13 protein-coding genes are annotated in these 14,291 nt (G+C 62.7%); 7 read left to right on the forward strand and 6 right to left on the reverse strand.

What is annotated here, in order from left to right; translation table 11 throughout:
* Positions 1-7: 7 nt before the first annotated feature.
* Genes bioC through bioB form a run of 4 tightly spaced genes read right to left on the reverse strand, consistent with a single transcriptional unit; the run spans position 8 to position 3,775 of the window.
* Positions 8-826, reverse strand: coding sequence for a malonyl-ACP O-methyltransferase BioC (bioC, locus tag CWR53_RS20615; RefSeq protein WP_100852370.1), 819 nt, complete (start codon positions 824-826; stop codon positions 8-10).
* Positions 819-1,550: an alpha/beta fold hydrolase gene (locus tag CWR53_RS20620; RefSeq protein ID WP_100852371.1), complete on the reverse strand. Its 732-nt coding sequence runs from the start codon at positions 1,548-1,550 to the stop codon at positions 819-821. Before CWR53_RS20620 ends, bioC begins: the two co-directional genes overlap by 8 nt.
* A complete protein-coding gene (gene bioF / locus CWR53_RS20625) occupies positions 1,543-2,715 on the reverse strand; it encodes an 8-amino-7-oxononanoate synthase (protein WP_100852372.1) in 1,173 nt (390 codons plus the stop codon). The genes CWR53_RS20620 and bioF overlap by 8 nt, the downstream gene beginning before the upstream one ends.
* A gap of 1 nt (position 2,716) precedes the next feature.
* On the reverse strand, positions 2,717-3,775 hold the full coding sequence (gene bioB, locus CWR53_RS20630) for a biotin synthase BioB (protein WP_058603006.1): 1,059 nt from the start codon (positions 3,773-3,775) through the stop codon (positions 2,717-2,719).
* A gap of 87 nt (positions 3,776-3,862) precedes the next feature.
* Between bioB and CWR53_RS20635 the strand changes: the two genes are divergently transcribed.
* From CWR53_RS20635 to rarD, 4 genes are all read left to right on the forward strand, one after another.
* Positions 3,863-4,597 carry a ComF family protein gene (locus CWR53_RS20635; protein WP_100852373.1) on the forward strand — a complete coding sequence of 245 codons (735 nt, stop codon included), beginning with the start codon at positions 3,863-3,865 and terminating at the stop codon, positions 4,595-4,597.
* Positions 4,598-4,678: 81 nt separating this feature from the next.
* On the forward strand, positions 4,679-5,443 hold the full coding sequence (locus CWR53_RS20640; protein WP_100852691.1) for a TOBE domain-containing protein: 765 nt from the start codon (positions 4,679-4,681) through the stop codon (positions 5,441-5,443).
* A 95-nt stretch (positions 5,444-5,538) separates the two neighbouring features.
* Positions 5,539-6,513 (forward strand): serine/threonine protein kinase, encoded by a 975-nt coding sequence (locus CWR53_RS20645; RefSeq protein WP_058603004.1) that lies wholly within the window; start codon positions 5,539-5,541, stop codon positions 6,511-6,513.
* A 62-nt stretch (positions 6,514-6,575) separates the two neighbouring features.
* Positions 6,576-7,463: an EamA family transporter RarD gene (rarD, locus tag CWR53_RS20650; RefSeq protein WP_058603003.1), complete on the forward strand. Its 888-nt coding sequence runs from the start codon at positions 6,576-6,578 to the stop codon at positions 7,461-7,463.
* 246 nt (positions 7,464-7,709) lie between these two features.
* On the opposite strand, the gene CWR53_RS20655 is transcribed toward rarD, so the two are convergent.
* Positions 7,710-8,228, reverse strand: a complete 519-nt coding sequence (locus tag CWR53_RS20655; protein ID WP_100852374.1) for a glycine cleavage system protein R — start codon at positions 8,226-8,228, stop codon at positions 7,710-7,712.
* A 445-nt stretch (positions 8,229-8,673) separates the two neighbouring features.
* On the opposite strand from CWR53_RS20655, the gene CWR53_RS20660 reads away from it, so the two are divergent.
* Positions 8,674-10,851 (forward strand): malate synthase G, encoded by a 2,178-nt coding sequence (locus CWR53_RS20660; protein ID WP_100852375.1) that lies wholly within the window; start codon positions 8,674-8,676, stop codon positions 10,849-10,851.
* A 67-nt stretch (positions 10,852-10,918) separates the two neighbouring features.
* Here CWR53_RS20660 and CWR53_RS20665 read toward each other — a convergent pair whose 3' ends face one another.
* Positions 10,919-11,371 (reverse strand): response regulator, encoded by a 453-nt coding sequence (locus tag CWR53_RS20665; RefSeq protein ID WP_058603000.1) that lies wholly within the window; start codon positions 11,369-11,371, stop codon positions 10,919-10,921.
* 208 nt (positions 11,372-11,579) lie between these two features.
* Here CWR53_RS20665 and CWR53_RS20670 point away from each other — a divergent pair, with 208 nt between their 5' ends.
* Positions 11,580-13,517, forward strand: coding sequence for a putative nucleotidyltransferase substrate binding domain-containing protein (locus tag CWR53_RS20670; protein ID WP_058602999.1), 1,938 nt, complete (start codon positions 11,580-11,582; stop codon positions 13,515-13,517).
* Positions 13,514-14,224 (forward strand): PolC-type DNA polymerase III, encoded by a 711-nt coding sequence (locus CWR53_RS20675; protein WP_058602998.1) that lies wholly within the window; start codon positions 13,514-13,516, stop codon positions 14,222-14,224. The genes CWR53_RS20670 and CWR53_RS20675 overlap by 4 nt, the downstream gene beginning before the upstream one ends.
* The last annotated feature ends 67 nt before the right edge of the window (positions 14,225-14,291 follow it).

Here is a 14,291-nt window from a genome sequence, read left to right on the forward strand (position 1 = left end):
AGTACTCCTATGCCACAGGTTTGCGCAGCACGCCGTAGACCACTTGATAAGTGGCAGGCAGCCCTTGTGGCTGGCGATAGGCTTCGTATGCCTGAAGCATACCCTGTACGCGGGCGCGCCCGGTGAGCCCGGCGGGACGACCCGGGTTGAGGTTGTGTGCCCCCAGCGCCTTGAGCTCATGGGTCAATGTGCGCACGTCCGCATAATGCAATACATGCGGCAACTGTTGCAGGGTCAGCGTCTCGAGCGTGCTGGCTGCACATGAATGTTGGTATTCGTCGAAGCGCCTGAAGCGGTTGACATGCACTTGGCCATCCACGGTCTGCCAACTGCCGCGCAATTCATCGAGCGTACCCACGCACAGGCTGCTGAAGGCCAGGACACCGCCCGGTCGCAAGATACGCAACGCTTCATCCAGCACTTGGGCGAAATGGCTGCACCACTGCACGGCCAGGCTGGAAAAGACGAGATCGACGCAACCCTCGCCCAGCGGCAGGCGCTCGGCATCGCCGACGATGTAGCACTGGGCGCCATCGGCTCGACCGCGAGCATGGCGCAGCATGCCTTCGGCGATGTCCACGGCGATGCCGCTTGCAGGCCCGTAACGCTCGGCAAGCGCCCGGCTGAAATGGCCCGTGCCACTGCCCAGGTCCAGCCAGCGAGACGGTTCGAGGTCAGATGGCAGCATCGTCAACAGGTTCATGCCGACCGCACGCTGCAGGGCTGCCACGCTGTCATAGCTAGCGGCCGCACGCGAAAACGACGCGGCCACCTGGCGTTTATCGGGCAAGGCGCCAGGCAAACCTGGCTGGGATAGGTCAGTCATCGCCACTCTCATGCAGAAAACTTTTGATACCGCTGGCCAGTTCTTGTGGATACTCGAGCACAAACGCGTGGGAACTGTCTTCCACAAGGCCGACTTCCACGTCGGGCAACAGCTCGCTCAACCCCTGCGCAGCTTCGGCTGGCACCAAGGCATCTGCGCCGGCAAAAAGGTGAAGCTGCGGGCCGGCGAATGCCTCGAGGGCTGCGCGGGTATCCAGCTGGGCCAGTACCTGCAGCGCCGTGGCCAGGTACAGCGGGTCAGTGTCTGGAACGCCTACGCCCAGCTGCCGAAGCAACGTGCGCGGTTGCATCGCCCCATCACTGCACAGGGTGCGAAAGCGCTTGAGCGTGACCGAAGGATGGCTGCGACAACCATCCAGAAACGTTCCGAAGGTGTCTTCGGCCATCCCATGAGGCCAATCGGCACGGGCCACGAAACTGGGGTTGCTGGCCAGGGTGAGCAAGCCGCAGCAGTGGTCGCCGCGCTTGTCGGCCAGGGCACTGGCCAGCATGCCGCCCAAAGACCACCCCCCAAGCCACACATCGTGGGGCACCTTGCGATCCAGGTGTTCGACCCACCCCTGCACATCACAGTGATCCAGCTCCGGCAAGGGCATCAGCGTCACCTGAAGCCCAGGATCCTGGGCGCGCAGGCTGGCTGCAAGCGGCTCAAGGGAAGCGGTTCCCAGGCCCCAGCCTGGTAGCAGTACGAGTCGGTTACGCATCGGCGCGCTCCAGCTGTGGATAACACTCTGCCAATGCATTCAACAATAGCTGCACCTGGGCTGCCGTGTGGGCGGCGCTCAAGGTAACGCGCAATCGCGCACTACCGACCGCCACCGTAGGTGGCCGGATAGCGGTCACCAATAGGCCTCGCTCGCGCAGTAGACGCGACAGGCGAAGCGCTTGGGCGCTGTCACCGATGACAATCGGCTGGATCGGCGTCTGGCTCTCCATCAGGCGCAAGCCCAGTTGTTCTGCGCCCTCGCGAAATTGTTGTATCAGTGCCGCCAGGTGCTCGCGCCGCCAGTCCTGTGTCCGCACCAGCTCAAGGCTCTTGAGGGTGGCGCAGGCCAAAGCGGGCGGCTGGCTGGTGGTGTAGATGTAGGGCCGGGCGAACTGGATCAGCGCCTCGATCAACGTTTCACTGCCTGCCACGAACGCACCCGCCGTACCGCACGCCTTGCCCAGCGTACCGACCAGTACCGGGACATCCTCCACGCCAAGGCCATAGTGCTCGACGACCCCACCGCCGCCCGCACCCAGGGTGCCCAGGCCGTGGGCATCGTCCACCATCAGCCAGGCGTCGCGCGCACGCGCCGCCTGGGCCAGCGCCGGCAAATCGGCTACATCACCGTCCATGCTGAACACGCCATCGGTCACGACCAGCGCATTGCCTGTAGCCTTGGCCAGACGGTCACTCAGGCTGCCAACATCATTGTGCAGGTAACGGCTGAAGCGCGCGCCGCTGAGCAGGCCGCCGTCGAGCAGCGAGGCATGGTTCAGGCGGTCCTGCAACACCGTATCGCCCTTGCCCACCAAAGCGGTGATCACCCCCAGGTTGGCCATGTAGCCGGTGGAGAACAGCAGCGCTCGCGGCCGCCCGGTCAGTTCGGCCAATGCTTCCTCGAGTTGGTGGTGTGCCGTGGTATGGCCTATGACCAGGTGCGAAGCCCCCCCACCCACACCCCAGCGATCGGCACCCGCCTGCCAGGCCGCGACCACGTCGGGGTGATTCGCCAGGCCCAGGTAATCGTTGCTGCAGAAGGCCAGCAGCGGCTGGCCATCGACCACCACCCTTGGCCCTTGTGGGCCTTCCAGCAAGGGGCGCTGTCGATAAAGGTCCGCCGCACGCCGTTCGGCCAGCCGCGCGGCCAGGTCGAAGGCCATGTCAGGCCGACGCTGCGTCGTAGAACAACGCGTCGTTGCGCTGCTCGACCAGCGCCTGCTCGATCGCAGCCTGGTGCACTTCGTCGGCGTGCTCTTCACGGGCTTCAGGCTGGATCCCCAGGCGTGCGAACAGCTGCATGTCCTTGTCGGCCTGGGGGTTGGCCGTTGTCAGCAACTTTTCACCGTAGAAGATCGAGTTGGCACCGGCCAGGAAGGCCAAGGCCTGCATTTGTTCGTTCATCTGCTCACGGCCTGCCGAAAGGCGCACGTGCGACTTGGGCATGAGGATACGGGCCACCGCCAGCATGCGGATGAAGTCGAACGGATCGACGTCGGCCTCATCGGCCAGCGGCGTACCGGCCACCTTGACCAACATGTTGATCGGCACGGACTCCGGATGCTCGGGCAGGTTGGCCAGTTGGATCAGCAGGCCTGCGCGGTCATCGAGTGTCTCGCCCATGCCGAGGATGCCGCCAGAGCAGATTTTCATGCCGGCATCGCGCACATAGGCCAGGGTCTGCAAGCGCTCGGCGTAGGTGCGAGTGGTGATGATGCTGCCGTAGAACTCGGGGGAGGTATCGAGGTTGTGGTTGTAATAGTCCAGGCCCGCCTGGGCCAGCGCCTGGGTTTGCTCCTGGTCGAGCTTGCCGAGGGTCATGCAGGTTTCCAGGCCCATGGCTTTGACACCTTTGACCATCTCCAGCACATAGGGCATGTCCTTGGCCGAAGGGTGCTTCCACGCAGCGCCCATGCAAAAGCGCGTAGAACCAATCGCCTTGGCGCGCGCGGCCTCCTCGAGCACCTTCTGCACCTCCATCAGCTTCTGCTTTTCCAGGCCGGTGTTGTAGTGGCCGGACTGCGGGCAGTACTTGCAGTCTTCGGGGCAGGCACCGGTCTTGATCGACAGCAACGTGGAGACTTGCACCCGGTTGGCATCGAAATGCGCACGGTGTACGGCCTGTGCGTTGAAGATCAGGTCGTTGAACGGCTGTTGGAACAGCGCCTTGACCTCGGCCAGGGACCAGTCGTGACGTGTTGTTGCAGTTGTGCTGGCGCTCATCGGCGTTTCCTTGTTTAGGCTCTAGCAGGCGCCGGGCAAGCAGAACGCCCGCGCTTCACGGATAGCCGAAATAGTCAGGGAAGGCCCATGAACTGTCAACTTAAGCTTAAAAGACTGGTTTACAAATGGTCACTAATTAACCAGACGTGTGGTTTATGCAGTGCACCTGCGTTGCAACCTTACGCACTGTGCGAGCCATGTGAACAACAATTGCCCTGGCTGGATGATGACCACTGCATACGCTGCGCCCTGCCTCTGGCCATGGCAGGCATGGAGTGCGGGCAGTGCAACCGCAGGCCGCCAGCATTCGAACGGGTGCTTGCACCCTGGCATTTCACCTTTCCGGTGGACACCCTGATCAGTCGGTTCAAGCACAACCGCCAGTGGCCGCTGGGACGCCTGATGGCTGAGATTGCCGGTAATGCATTGAGCCATCACTACGCCGAAGATCTGCCCCGCCCCGACGTGCTGGTTCCCGTACCCATGGCACGGCGCCGGCTGCGTGAACGGGGGTTCAACCAGGCCGCGATGCTGGCGCGTTGGTGGTCCAGGCAATTGGCAGTGCCCTGCGTCGAACATCTGCTGGTACGCACCCGCCACACCACGGCCCAACAGCATTTGAGCGCCAAGGCTCGATGGCGCAACCTGCGCCAGGCGTTCGCCGTGTGCGATGGCCTGTACGGCCAACATGTCGCGCTCGTCGACGATGTACTGACCACCGGTGCGACGGCGCAGGCTATTGCACAGGTCCTGCGCAAGGCAGGTGCCGCACGTGTGGACGTCTATTGCCTGGCACGTACACCCAAGCCCGGCCATGCATAGCCTGCAGACCAGTGATGGCGACGCAGTGGTACGCTACGCCCACCCCGTACACTGGCCCATCACCGAACCGGTCGGATGCCCATGCCCTTACCTGCCCCACTGACCCACCACATTACCCGCCGCCCACAGCGCGTGGCCCTCTTGCAGCATATTGCCGAGCAGGGTTCCATCACGCGCGCCGCCAAGGCTGCCGGCATGAGCTACAAGGCTGCCTGGGATGCCATCGATGAACTCAACAACCTGGCCAGCAGCCCCCTGGTGGAGCGCAGCACGGGTGGTCGCGGTGGCGGGGGGGCACGCCTGTCTACCGAAGGCGAACGGGTGCTGCGGCTGTATCAGCGTCTGCAAGCCCTGCAGGCTCAGTTGCTCGAAGCCACCGATGATGTGAGCGACCTTGACCTGCTCGGTCGCCTGATGCTGCGCACCAGCGCCCGAAACCAGCTGCAAGGGCAGGTCAGCGCCCTGCATCGCGTGGGATGGCATGACCGGGTCGGCCTCGCACTGAGCGGGGGGTTACAGATCCAAGCCTTGATCACCCATGACAGCACCGAGCGCCTGGGGCTGACCCTGGGCACGACGGTGGTGGCCTTGCTCAAGGCAGGCTGGGTGCGCCTGCTGGGCCACAGCGACCAGGCGGATCAACAGCACAACTGCCTGCAGGTGACCGTGGACGCGCTTCTCACGGGCACCGACGGCCCCCACGAAGTGCGCCTTGCGCTTGGCAATGGTCAGATCCTGTGCGCCTTCGCCGAACCGGCCTGGCTGGCAGAGCACCAGGTGACAGTGGGTAGCGCCCTGCGTGTGCAGTTCTCTGCCGCTGATGTGGTGATTGGCATCCCGGCCTGACCTGTCGCGGCCCTGGCAAATGGCCGAGTCCCCTGCGGCGCCTGGCTGGCCAACGCGGTAACATGAGGACCACGCTGCCTACCGCCGGAGTCATCATGTCCCACCCGTTCGCCACACTTACCCCCGACTTGGTGCTCGACGCCGTGGAATCCCTGGGGTTTCTCAGCGATGCGCGGGTATTGGCGCTCAACAGCTATGAAAACCGCGTTTACCAGGTGGGTATCGAGGGCGAGCAGCCCTTGATCGCCAAGTTCTACCGGCCCGGGCGCTGGAGCGATGCAGCCATCGTCGAGGAGCACCGCTTCACGGCCGAACTGGCCGCCTGCGAAGTGCCGGTGGTAGCGCCCCTGCAGCATCAAGGCAACACGCTGTTCGAACACGGTGGCTTTCGCTTTACGCTGTTTCCGCGACGTGGTGGCCATGCCCCGGAACCCGGCAACCTCGATCAGCTGTACCGCCTTGGCCAGTTGATCGGTCGTCTGCACGCCGTGGCTGCCAGCAGACCGTTCGAACATCGGGAGGCGCTGGCTGTGGATAACTTCGGGCATGCCTCGCTGGACACACTGCTCAAGGGCGATTTCGTTCCTCGAGAATTGCTGCCCGCATTCGAATCGGTTGCGCGCGATGTGCTGGCACGCGTGGAAGCCGCCTATGCCCGCACCCCGCACCAGACCATCCGCCTGCACGGTGACCTGCACCCGGGCAACCTGATGCACCGCGACGAGATCTACCATGTGGTTGACCTGGACGACTGCCGCATGGGCCCTGCGGTGCAGGACCTGTGGATGCTGCTGGCGGGCAATCGGGATGAGCGTCAGGGCCAGCTGGCCGAACTGGTTGAGGGCTACAACGAATTTCACGACTTCGACCCGCGCGAGCTGGCGTTGATCGAGCCGCTGCGTGCCCTGCGTCAACTGCACTACAGTGCCTGGCTGGCGCGTCGCTGGGATGACCCGGCATTCCCACCCAGCTTCCCCTGGTTTGGTCAGCCGCGGTACTGGGGCGATCAGATTCTGGCGCTGCGTGAGCAAATGGCCGCCCTTGATGAGGCCCCACTCAAGTTGTTCTAGATCGACCGTCGGCTCTGTCTACAATAACTGCCGTTAATCAGCATCTTAAGCAAGGACTCTGCATGCACGCTGCAAACCCGCGTCGCGGGTATCTCCTGGGCCTGAGCGCCTACATCATCTGGGGCCTGTTCCCCCTGTACTTCAAAGCCATCCAGAGCGTGCCCGCCGTGGAGATCATCGTCCACCGTGTGCTGTGGTCAGCACTGTTCGGCTCGGTACTGCTCGCCTTCTGGAAGCACCCCGGCTGGTGGCGTGACCTGCGCGACAACCCGCGGCGCCTGGCCATCCTGGCGTTGAGCGGCACATTGATCGCAGCCAATTGGCTGACGTATGTCTGGTCGGTAAATAACGGACGCATGCTCGAGGCCAGCCTTGGCTACTACATCAACCCGCTGATCAACGTCCTGCTCGGCATGCTCATTCTCGGGGAGCGACTGCGCCGCCTGCAGTGGCTGGCGGTCGGCCTGGCCGCGCTCGGCGTGATGCAACAGGTCTGGCAAGTGGGCAGCTTGCCCTGGGTATCCTTGGCACTGGCGCTGACCTTCGGGTTTTACGGGCTGATTCGCAAACAAGCCCCCGTGGCTGCCCTGCCTGGGCTGGTGGTCGAGACCTGGATGCTGGTACCGCTGGCGCTTGGGTGGCTACTGCTGCACCCTGCCGCCATGAGCGCGCAGGGCGGGTTCTACACCACAAGCGAGGCCTTGTGGCTGATGGCTGCAGGTCCCGTGACGCTGGTGCCGCTGGTATGTTTCAACGCTGCCGCACGGCACCTGCCTTACACCACGCTGGGCTTTCTGCAGTACCTGGCACCAACGCTGGTCTTGCTCCAGGCCATATGGCTGTTCGACGAGCATCTGTCCCCAAGCACGCTCACGGCATTCATGTTCATCTGGGCGGGGCTGGCGCTGTACAGCGTCGATGCGTGGCGGAGTTTGCGTAAAAGCCGCTGATCAAAAAACGATCATGTCTCTGTATACCTTGATTTCCAAGGGCTGCAGAGACATCTCCAGAGCTTATCCACACCCTCTTCCCCGTCGTTTGTGAACAACCCCCCTCTGCATTGATCAATTTTCGATCAAATCTCCGCAGCCCTTGCAGGCCGGGCGCTCGGGCGCGATAGCCCCAGCTTATCCACAAGGCCGTCCCCTTTAAACAGGGATAACCCCTGCAAGCTTTACTGCAAGCGCGATCGGCATTCAGTCATCCGCGCGTAGTCGCAACTCCACCATCAAGTCATCGGCCAGGGCCTCCAAACGTTGCTGCAGTTGCTCCAGAGGAAGGGACGCGGGCAATGCCAGAAGGGCCTCGGCATGGAACAGCGGTTCGTTGCTCATCGGTGCCGGACGTACCTCCGTGGCGATCCGTTCGACGTTCACGTTCAGCTCGGCCAGCACACGGGTGATATCGCGCACGATCCCTGGCCGGTCGTTACCAACCAGGTCCATGCCAAAGGGTTTGGATGCATGGGTAGGCTCGCCGCCACTTTCTGCCAATTGCACGCGAATGCCGTGTGCGGACAAAGCCCCAAGCGCGTCTACCAACGCGTCATACCGATCCGCCGGCACTGCTACCCGCAGGATGCCGGCAAATTGCCCAGCCATGCGCGACATGCTGCTTTCCAGCCAATTGCCCTCGAAATCAGCGATGCACTGGGCGATCCGCTCGACTTGGCCAGCCTTGTCCGGGGCGATCACGGTAAGCACAAGATGTTCCACGGGATGTTCCTCGAGTGGGGTTCAGGCCCTGCAGGGGCCGGGGTGTCGCCACAGTATAGGCACGGCGCGTCAACCTGCCGCAGGGCAATCTGCCTTATAAATCGTGTACTGTTTTTAGATTTATCTGGAACAATCACTCGTTTTTTTGCGAACATGGCGCTTCCTTGCATGATCCTGTGCGACCAACAGGTCGCCTGACGCCGCTTTTAGTCTGATAGTGCCCAGCCGGCTGCTTCATGTAGTATCCGTGGGCACGGACTACACAACGTCGTTTGAAGGTCTGTCGAGGCGCCTGTGAAGAATGCACGCTGCTTGCCGTCAGGCAGGTAAACCGCACCCAGCCGCGTCCGGGCTCCTACCGGAGGCATGCACTGGTGCCGTGCGAGGAGAAGCGCTACAGGCTCAATACAAAAGAGCGAAATAGCTGAGCAGAGTGAGGCAAGCAATGACTGGATACGTTCAAGTCGGTGGCCTTCAGGTCGCCAAGGTCCTGTACGACTTCGTGAACAACGAAGCCATCCCCGGAACCGGCATCGTCGCCGAGCAGTTCTGGGCAGGTGCTGAAAAGATCATCAACGACCTCGCTCCAAAGAACAAAGCCCTCCTCGCCAAGCGCGACGAGCTGCAAGCCCAGATCGACGCCTGGCACCAGGCCCGCAAAGGCCAGGCCCACGACGCCCCGGCCTACAAGGCTTTCCTTCAGGAAATCGGTTACCTGCTGCCACAAGCCGACGATTTCCAGGCCACCACGCAAAATGTGGACGAGGAAATCGCCCACATGGCCGGTCCGCAGTTGGTGGTACCGGTCATGAACGCACGCTTTGCCTTGAACGCCGCCAATGCCCGCTGGGGCTCGCTGTACGACGCGCTCTACGGCACCGACGCGATCAGCGACGAAGGCGGTGCCGAAAAGGGGCAAGGCTACAACAAGGTACGTGGCGACAAAGTGATCGCTTTTGCCCGTGCCTTCCTCGATGAAGCGGCACCGCTGGCGGCAGGTTCGCACGTCGATTCCACGGCTTATCGCATCGAGGCCGGCCAATTGGTCGTCACCCTCAAAGGCGGTAGCAACACCGGCCTGCGCGACGATGCCCAACTGGTTGGGTTCCACGGCGACGGCAACGCCCCGACCGCTGTGTTGCTCAAGCACAACGGCCTGCACTTCGAAATCCAGATCGATGCCAGTACCCCGGTGGGCAGCACCGATGCCGCAGGCGTCAAGGACATCCTGATGGAATCGGCACTGACCACCATCATGGACTGCGAAGACTCCGTGGCGGCCGTCGACGCCGACGACAAGGTGATCGTGTATCGCAATTGGCTAGGGCTGATGAAAGGTGACCTGGCCGAAAGCGTCAGCAAAGGCGGCAAGACGTTCACCCGCACCATGAACCCTGATCGCGAGTACGCAGCGCCCAACGGGGGCAGCGTCACCCTGCATGGTCGCTCGCTGCTGTTCGTGCGCAACGTGGGTCACCTGATGACCAACCCGGCCATCCTCGACGCCCAAGGCAACGAAGTCCCGGAAGGTATCCAGGACGGTCTGTTCACCAACCTCATGGCGCTGCACAACCTCAACGGCACCACCAGCCGTCGCAACACCCGTACCGGCAGTGTGTACATCGTCAAGCCGAAGATGCATGGCCCGGAAGAAGTGGCGTTCGCCGCCGAGATATTCAGCCGGGTCGAAGACCTGCTGGGCATGAAGCGCAATACCGTCAAAGTCGGCATCATGGACGAGGAGCGCCGCACAACGGTCAACCTCAAATCCTGCATCAAGGCCGCTGCCGAGCGCGTGGTGTTCATCAATACGGGCTTCCTCGACCGCACTGGCGACGAAATCCATACCTCCATGGAAGCAGGCCCGGTCGTGCGCAAAGGCGCCATGAAAAACGAGAAGTGGATCGGCGCCTATGAAAACAACAACGTCGATGTCGGCCTTGCCACCGGCCTGCAAGGGCGTGCGCAGATCGGCAAGGGCATGTGGGCCATGCCCGATCTGATGGCCGCCATGCTGGAGCAGAAGATCGCTCACCCGCTGGCCGGTGCCAATACCGCGTGGGTGCCTTCGCCAACGGCCGCCACCCTGCACGCCCTGCATTACCACAAGGTGGACGTGCAGGCGCGCCAGCGCGAGCTGGCTTCGCGCACACCGGCTTCGGTCGATGACATCCTGGCCATTCCGCTGGCGACCAACCCCAACTGGTCGGACGAGGAAATCCGCAACGAGCTGGACAACAATGCCCAGGGCATCCTGGGCTATGTGGTTCGCTGGATCGACCAGGGCGTGGGTTGCTCCAAGGTGCCCGACATCAACAACGTGGGGCTGATGGAGGACCGTGCCACCTTGCGCATTTCTGCCCAGTTGCTGGCCAACTGGCTGCGCCATGGCGTAGTTAGCCAGGAGCAGGTGCTCGAAAGCCTCAAGCGCATGGCGGCGGTGGTCGACAAGCAGAACGCCAGCGACCCGCTGTATCGCCCGATGGCGGGCAACTTCGACGACAACGTTGCCTTCCAGGCGGCAGTCGAGCTGGTACTCGAAGGCGCCAAGCAACCCAACGGCTATACCGAGCCTGTGCTGCATCGCCGTCGCCGTGAGTTCAAGGCACGCAACGGACTTTGAATGACCGGTGGGTAAAGTGAGCTGCTTGCAGCGTTGATCGGCGGGGCCTCAGGGCCCCGCTTGCGCGTCAGGCCATCTTCAGTTCGCGCTTCACCAGTTCGAGCAGCTTCGTGAGGTCCACGGGCTTCAACAGAAAGTCCACAACCCCCAGGTGCATGACATCAACGGCCTCTTTCACATCGGTATCGCCTGATACCACGATGATCGAAAGCGCGGCCCGGTCCGCCTCCGGCATCTCGCGCACCTTGTGGATAAGGGACAGCCCATCCTCGGGCTGCATCCGCAGATCGGTGATCATCAGCGCGATCCGAGGTTCGTAATGGAGCTTGAACAGCGCCTCCTGGGCGCCATCGGCCGTCATGCCGTCGATACCCTTGCTTTTGAGGTACAACATCAAGGCTTCGCTGTTGACCGGATTGTCGTCGACCACGAGCACCACCGGCCGGGCAGGCGGTGGCGCGCTCACAGCAGCCAGTGCCGCGCGCTCTGCGTCGCTCAAAATGTCGGTGTGCTCAGACATGGTCGTCTCGTATCCATTCGCTCTACAGGTAAGACCGCGGATTTTCCGACACCCGATTTACCTTTCGTCGGATTATTGACGTGGTCGCGCCCTAGACTTACGTCCAATGGGCACCAAGCCCCTGCAGGCCGACCATGAACGCCGAAAACAACAAAGCCGGCCCTATAGATAGATATATATAGTTCGGCGTAGCGATACGGTCAGGTCGATGAGCAAAAAAGACGCCTACCAGCAAGCGGGTAGAACTGCGGTGCTGCAGAACATTCAGGGCACCCTGCAATTCCTCCAACGCTTTGCCCCCTTCAATCAGATGGAGCAGAGCCATCTGGCCTATCTGGTCGAGCAGTGCCAGCTGCGCTTCTACGCCAGCGGCGAAAGCATCATCAAGCCAAGCGACGGGCCGGTTGAGCATTTCTACATCGTCAAGCAGGGCCGCGTCGTCGGAGAACGGCAGCACCTGGTCAAACCGGGGGTTGAGACCACGTTCGAGATTACCCATGGCGAGTGTTTTCCATTGGCGGCCCTGCTCGGCGAGCGAGCCACGCGTACGGAGCACCTGGCCGGTGACGACACCTTCTGCCTGCAACTGAACAAAGCGGCATTCATCCGCGTCTTTTCCCTCTCCGAGGTGTTCCGCGATTTCGCCTTGCGAGGGGTCAGCAGCCTGCTGGACCAAGTCAACCAACAAGTCCGTCAGCAGGCGGTGCAGACCCTAGGCACCCAGTACTCCCTGAATACACCGCTGGGCGAACTGGCCATGCGTCATCCCGTGGCCTGCGCCCCTGAGACTCCGCTGCGCGAAGCCGTAAGGCTGATGCATGAGCAGCAGGTTGGCTCGATCGTGATCGTCGATGGGCAGCGCCAGCCCACGGGCATTTTCACCTTGCGCGACCTGCGCCAGGTGGTGGCCGCAGCCGATGCCGACCTGGGTGCACCCGTGGCGCGGCACATGACCGCCGCACCGTTCTACCTGAGCCCCCAGGCAAGTGCCTTCGATGCCGCCATGGCAATGACCGAGCGGCACATCGCGCACGTCTGCCTGGTGGAGAACCGGCGATTATGTGGGGTGGTGTCCGAGCGCGATCTGTTTTCCCTGCAGCGGGTAGACCTTGTCCACTTGGCGCGCACCATTCGTCATGCACCGCGCCTGGACACCCTCATTTCCCTGCGAGGCGAAATCAGCCAGTTGGTCGAGCGCATGCTCGCACACGGTGCTTCCTCTACGCAGATCACTCAAATCATCACCTTGCTCAACGACCACACGGTGTGCCGAGTCATCGAACTGGCGCTGGCAGAGCGTGGCGATCCGGGGGTGCCATTCAGTTGGCTCTGTTTTGGCAGTGAGGGGCGGCGCGAGCAGACCCTGCACACCGACCAGGACAACGGCATCCTCTTCGACGCGGCCGATGACACCGAAGCCCAGGCCATTCGGGCGCGGTTGCTACCGTTGGCGCAGTACATCAACCAATGCCTGGCGCAGTGCGGTTTTACGCTGTGCAAGGGCAATGTCATGGCCGGCAACCCTGCGCTGTGCCTGTCGCACAGCGAGTGGTCACGGCGCTTTGCCGGCTTCGTGCGTGACGCAAGCCCGGAAAACCTCCTGGGCTCGAGCATTTACTTCGACCTGCGGGTGGTCTGGGGCGATGAGCACACCTGCGAGGCGCTGCGCAGCACATTGCTGAAGCAGATAGCCGACAACCGTATCTTCCAACGCATGCTGGCTGACAATGCCCTGCGCCAACGCCCGCCTGTGGGCCGTCTGCGCGACTTCGTGCTGACCCGCCAGGGCACTGACAAGGCTGGCACGCTGGACCTCAAGGTTCAGGGCCTGACGCCCTTCGTCGACGCCGCACGTGTGCTGGCGCTGGCTCACGGGATCGGCGCCTGCAATACCCTGGAGCGCATTCGCCAACTGGTGGGCAAGGGCGTGATCGACCCACTGGACGGCGCCGCATACGAAGAGGCGTACCATTTCATCCAACAGACCCGCATGCAGCAACATCAACGTCAGGCACGCGAGCACCTGGCCTACTCCAACCGCCTGGACCCAGATAGCCTCAATCACCTGGACCGGCGCATCTTGCGCGAGTCCCTGCGCCAGGCTCAGCGGTTGCAAAGCAGCCTGGCCATGCGGTACCAGCTGTGAGCTTGTTCGCATGGCTGCGTCCCCATGCTCCGCAGCTTGCGCTTTCGCAGCGTGAACGCCTGGCGGCCTTGCCTGCACCCACTGCGCTTGGCACCTGCACCCTGCGCGAGCAGCGCTGGGTGGTGCTTGACCTGGAAACCAGCGGCCTGAACACCAACCGCGATCAAGTGCTGTCCATAGGCGCAGTGGCTATCGAGGACGGGGCGCTGGACTTCTCGCAGCAGTTCGAACGAACCCTGTACCGACCTGAGCAGAAAACCAACCCCAGCGTCCTGATACACGGCCTGGGACCAAGCGCCTTGGCAGCGGGCTGCGACCCAGGGCACGCACTGCTTGACCTGCTCGAGTTCATTGGCACCAGCCCGGTACTGGCGTTCCACGCGCCATTCGACGAACGCATGCTTGCACGGGCCCTCAAACAGAGCCTGGGTTATCGTCTGCAAATACCCTTTCTCGATGTGGCTGAGATGGCACCCATGCTCAATCCCGACACGGTGTTGCGAGAGGCCGGGCTCGATGACTGGGTGGCGCGTTTCGGGCTGCAGGTACAGGCGCGTCATCACGCCAGCGCCGACGCACAGGTGACCGCCGAGCTGGCGTTGATTCTGCTGAGCCAGGCGCGCCGCCAGCACATCCAGAGCCCGGCGCAACTTGAGCAATGCCTGCACAACTGGCGACGTCGGATGGCCCAGCGACACGGCCTATAGGCAACGGTGGCGTGACCTGGCAGCCGCGCCTTACTGCGTAATGGCAGTAGCGGGCTAGCACGCACGC

It is taken from the genome of Pseudomonas sp. SGAir0191, assembly GCF_002812565.2.
Classification (GTDB): Bacteria; Pseudomonadota; Gammaproteobacteria; order Pseudomonadales; family Pseudomonadaceae; genus Aquipseudomonas; species Aquipseudomonas parafulva_B.

Excerpts from the sequence above, each read along its gene's own strand:
- bioC (WP_100852370.1), bottom strand. The coding sequence starts at position 826 with ATGACTGACCTATCCCAGCCAGGTTTGCCTGGCGCCTTGCCCGATAAA.
- CWR53_RS20620 (WP_100852371.1), bottom strand. The coding sequence starts at position 1,550 with ATGCGTAACCGACTCGTACTGCTACCAGGCTGGGGCCTGGGAACCGCT.
- bioF (WP_100852372.1), bottom strand. The coding sequence starts at position 2,715 with ATGGCCTTCGACCTGGCCGCGCGGCTGGCCGAACGGCGTGCGGCGGAC.
- bioB (WP_058603006.1), bottom strand. The coding sequence starts at position 3,775 with ATGAGCGCCAGCACAACTGCAACAACACGTCACGACTGGTCCCTGGCC.
- CWR53_RS20635 (WP_100852373.1), top strand. The coding sequence starts at position 3,863 with ATGAACTGTCAACTTAAGCTTAAAAGACTGGTTTACAAATGGTCACTA.
- CWR53_RS20640 (WP_100852691.1), top strand. The coding sequence starts at position 4,679 with ATGCCCTTACCTGCCCCACTGACCCACCACATTACCCGCCGCCCACAG.
- CWR53_RS20645 (WP_058603004.1), top strand. The coding sequence starts at position 5,539 with ATGTCCCACCCGTTCGCCACACTTACCCCCGACTTGGTGCTCGACGCC.
- rarD (WP_058603003.1), top strand. The coding sequence starts at position 6,576 with ATGCACGCTGCAAACCCGCGTCGCGGGTATCTCCTGGGCCTGAGCGCC.
- CWR53_RS20660 (WP_100852375.1), top strand. The coding sequence starts at position 8,674 with ATGACTGGATACGTTCAAGTCGGTGGCCTTCAGGTCGCCAAGGTCCTG.
- CWR53_RS20665 (WP_058603000.1), bottom strand. The coding sequence starts at position 11,371 with ATGTCTGAGCACACCGACATTTTGAGCGACGCAGAGCGCGCGGCACTG.
- CWR53_RS20670 (WP_058602999.1), top strand. The coding sequence starts at position 11,580 with ATGAGCAAAAAAGACGCCTACCAGCAAGCGGGTAGAACTGCGGTGCTG.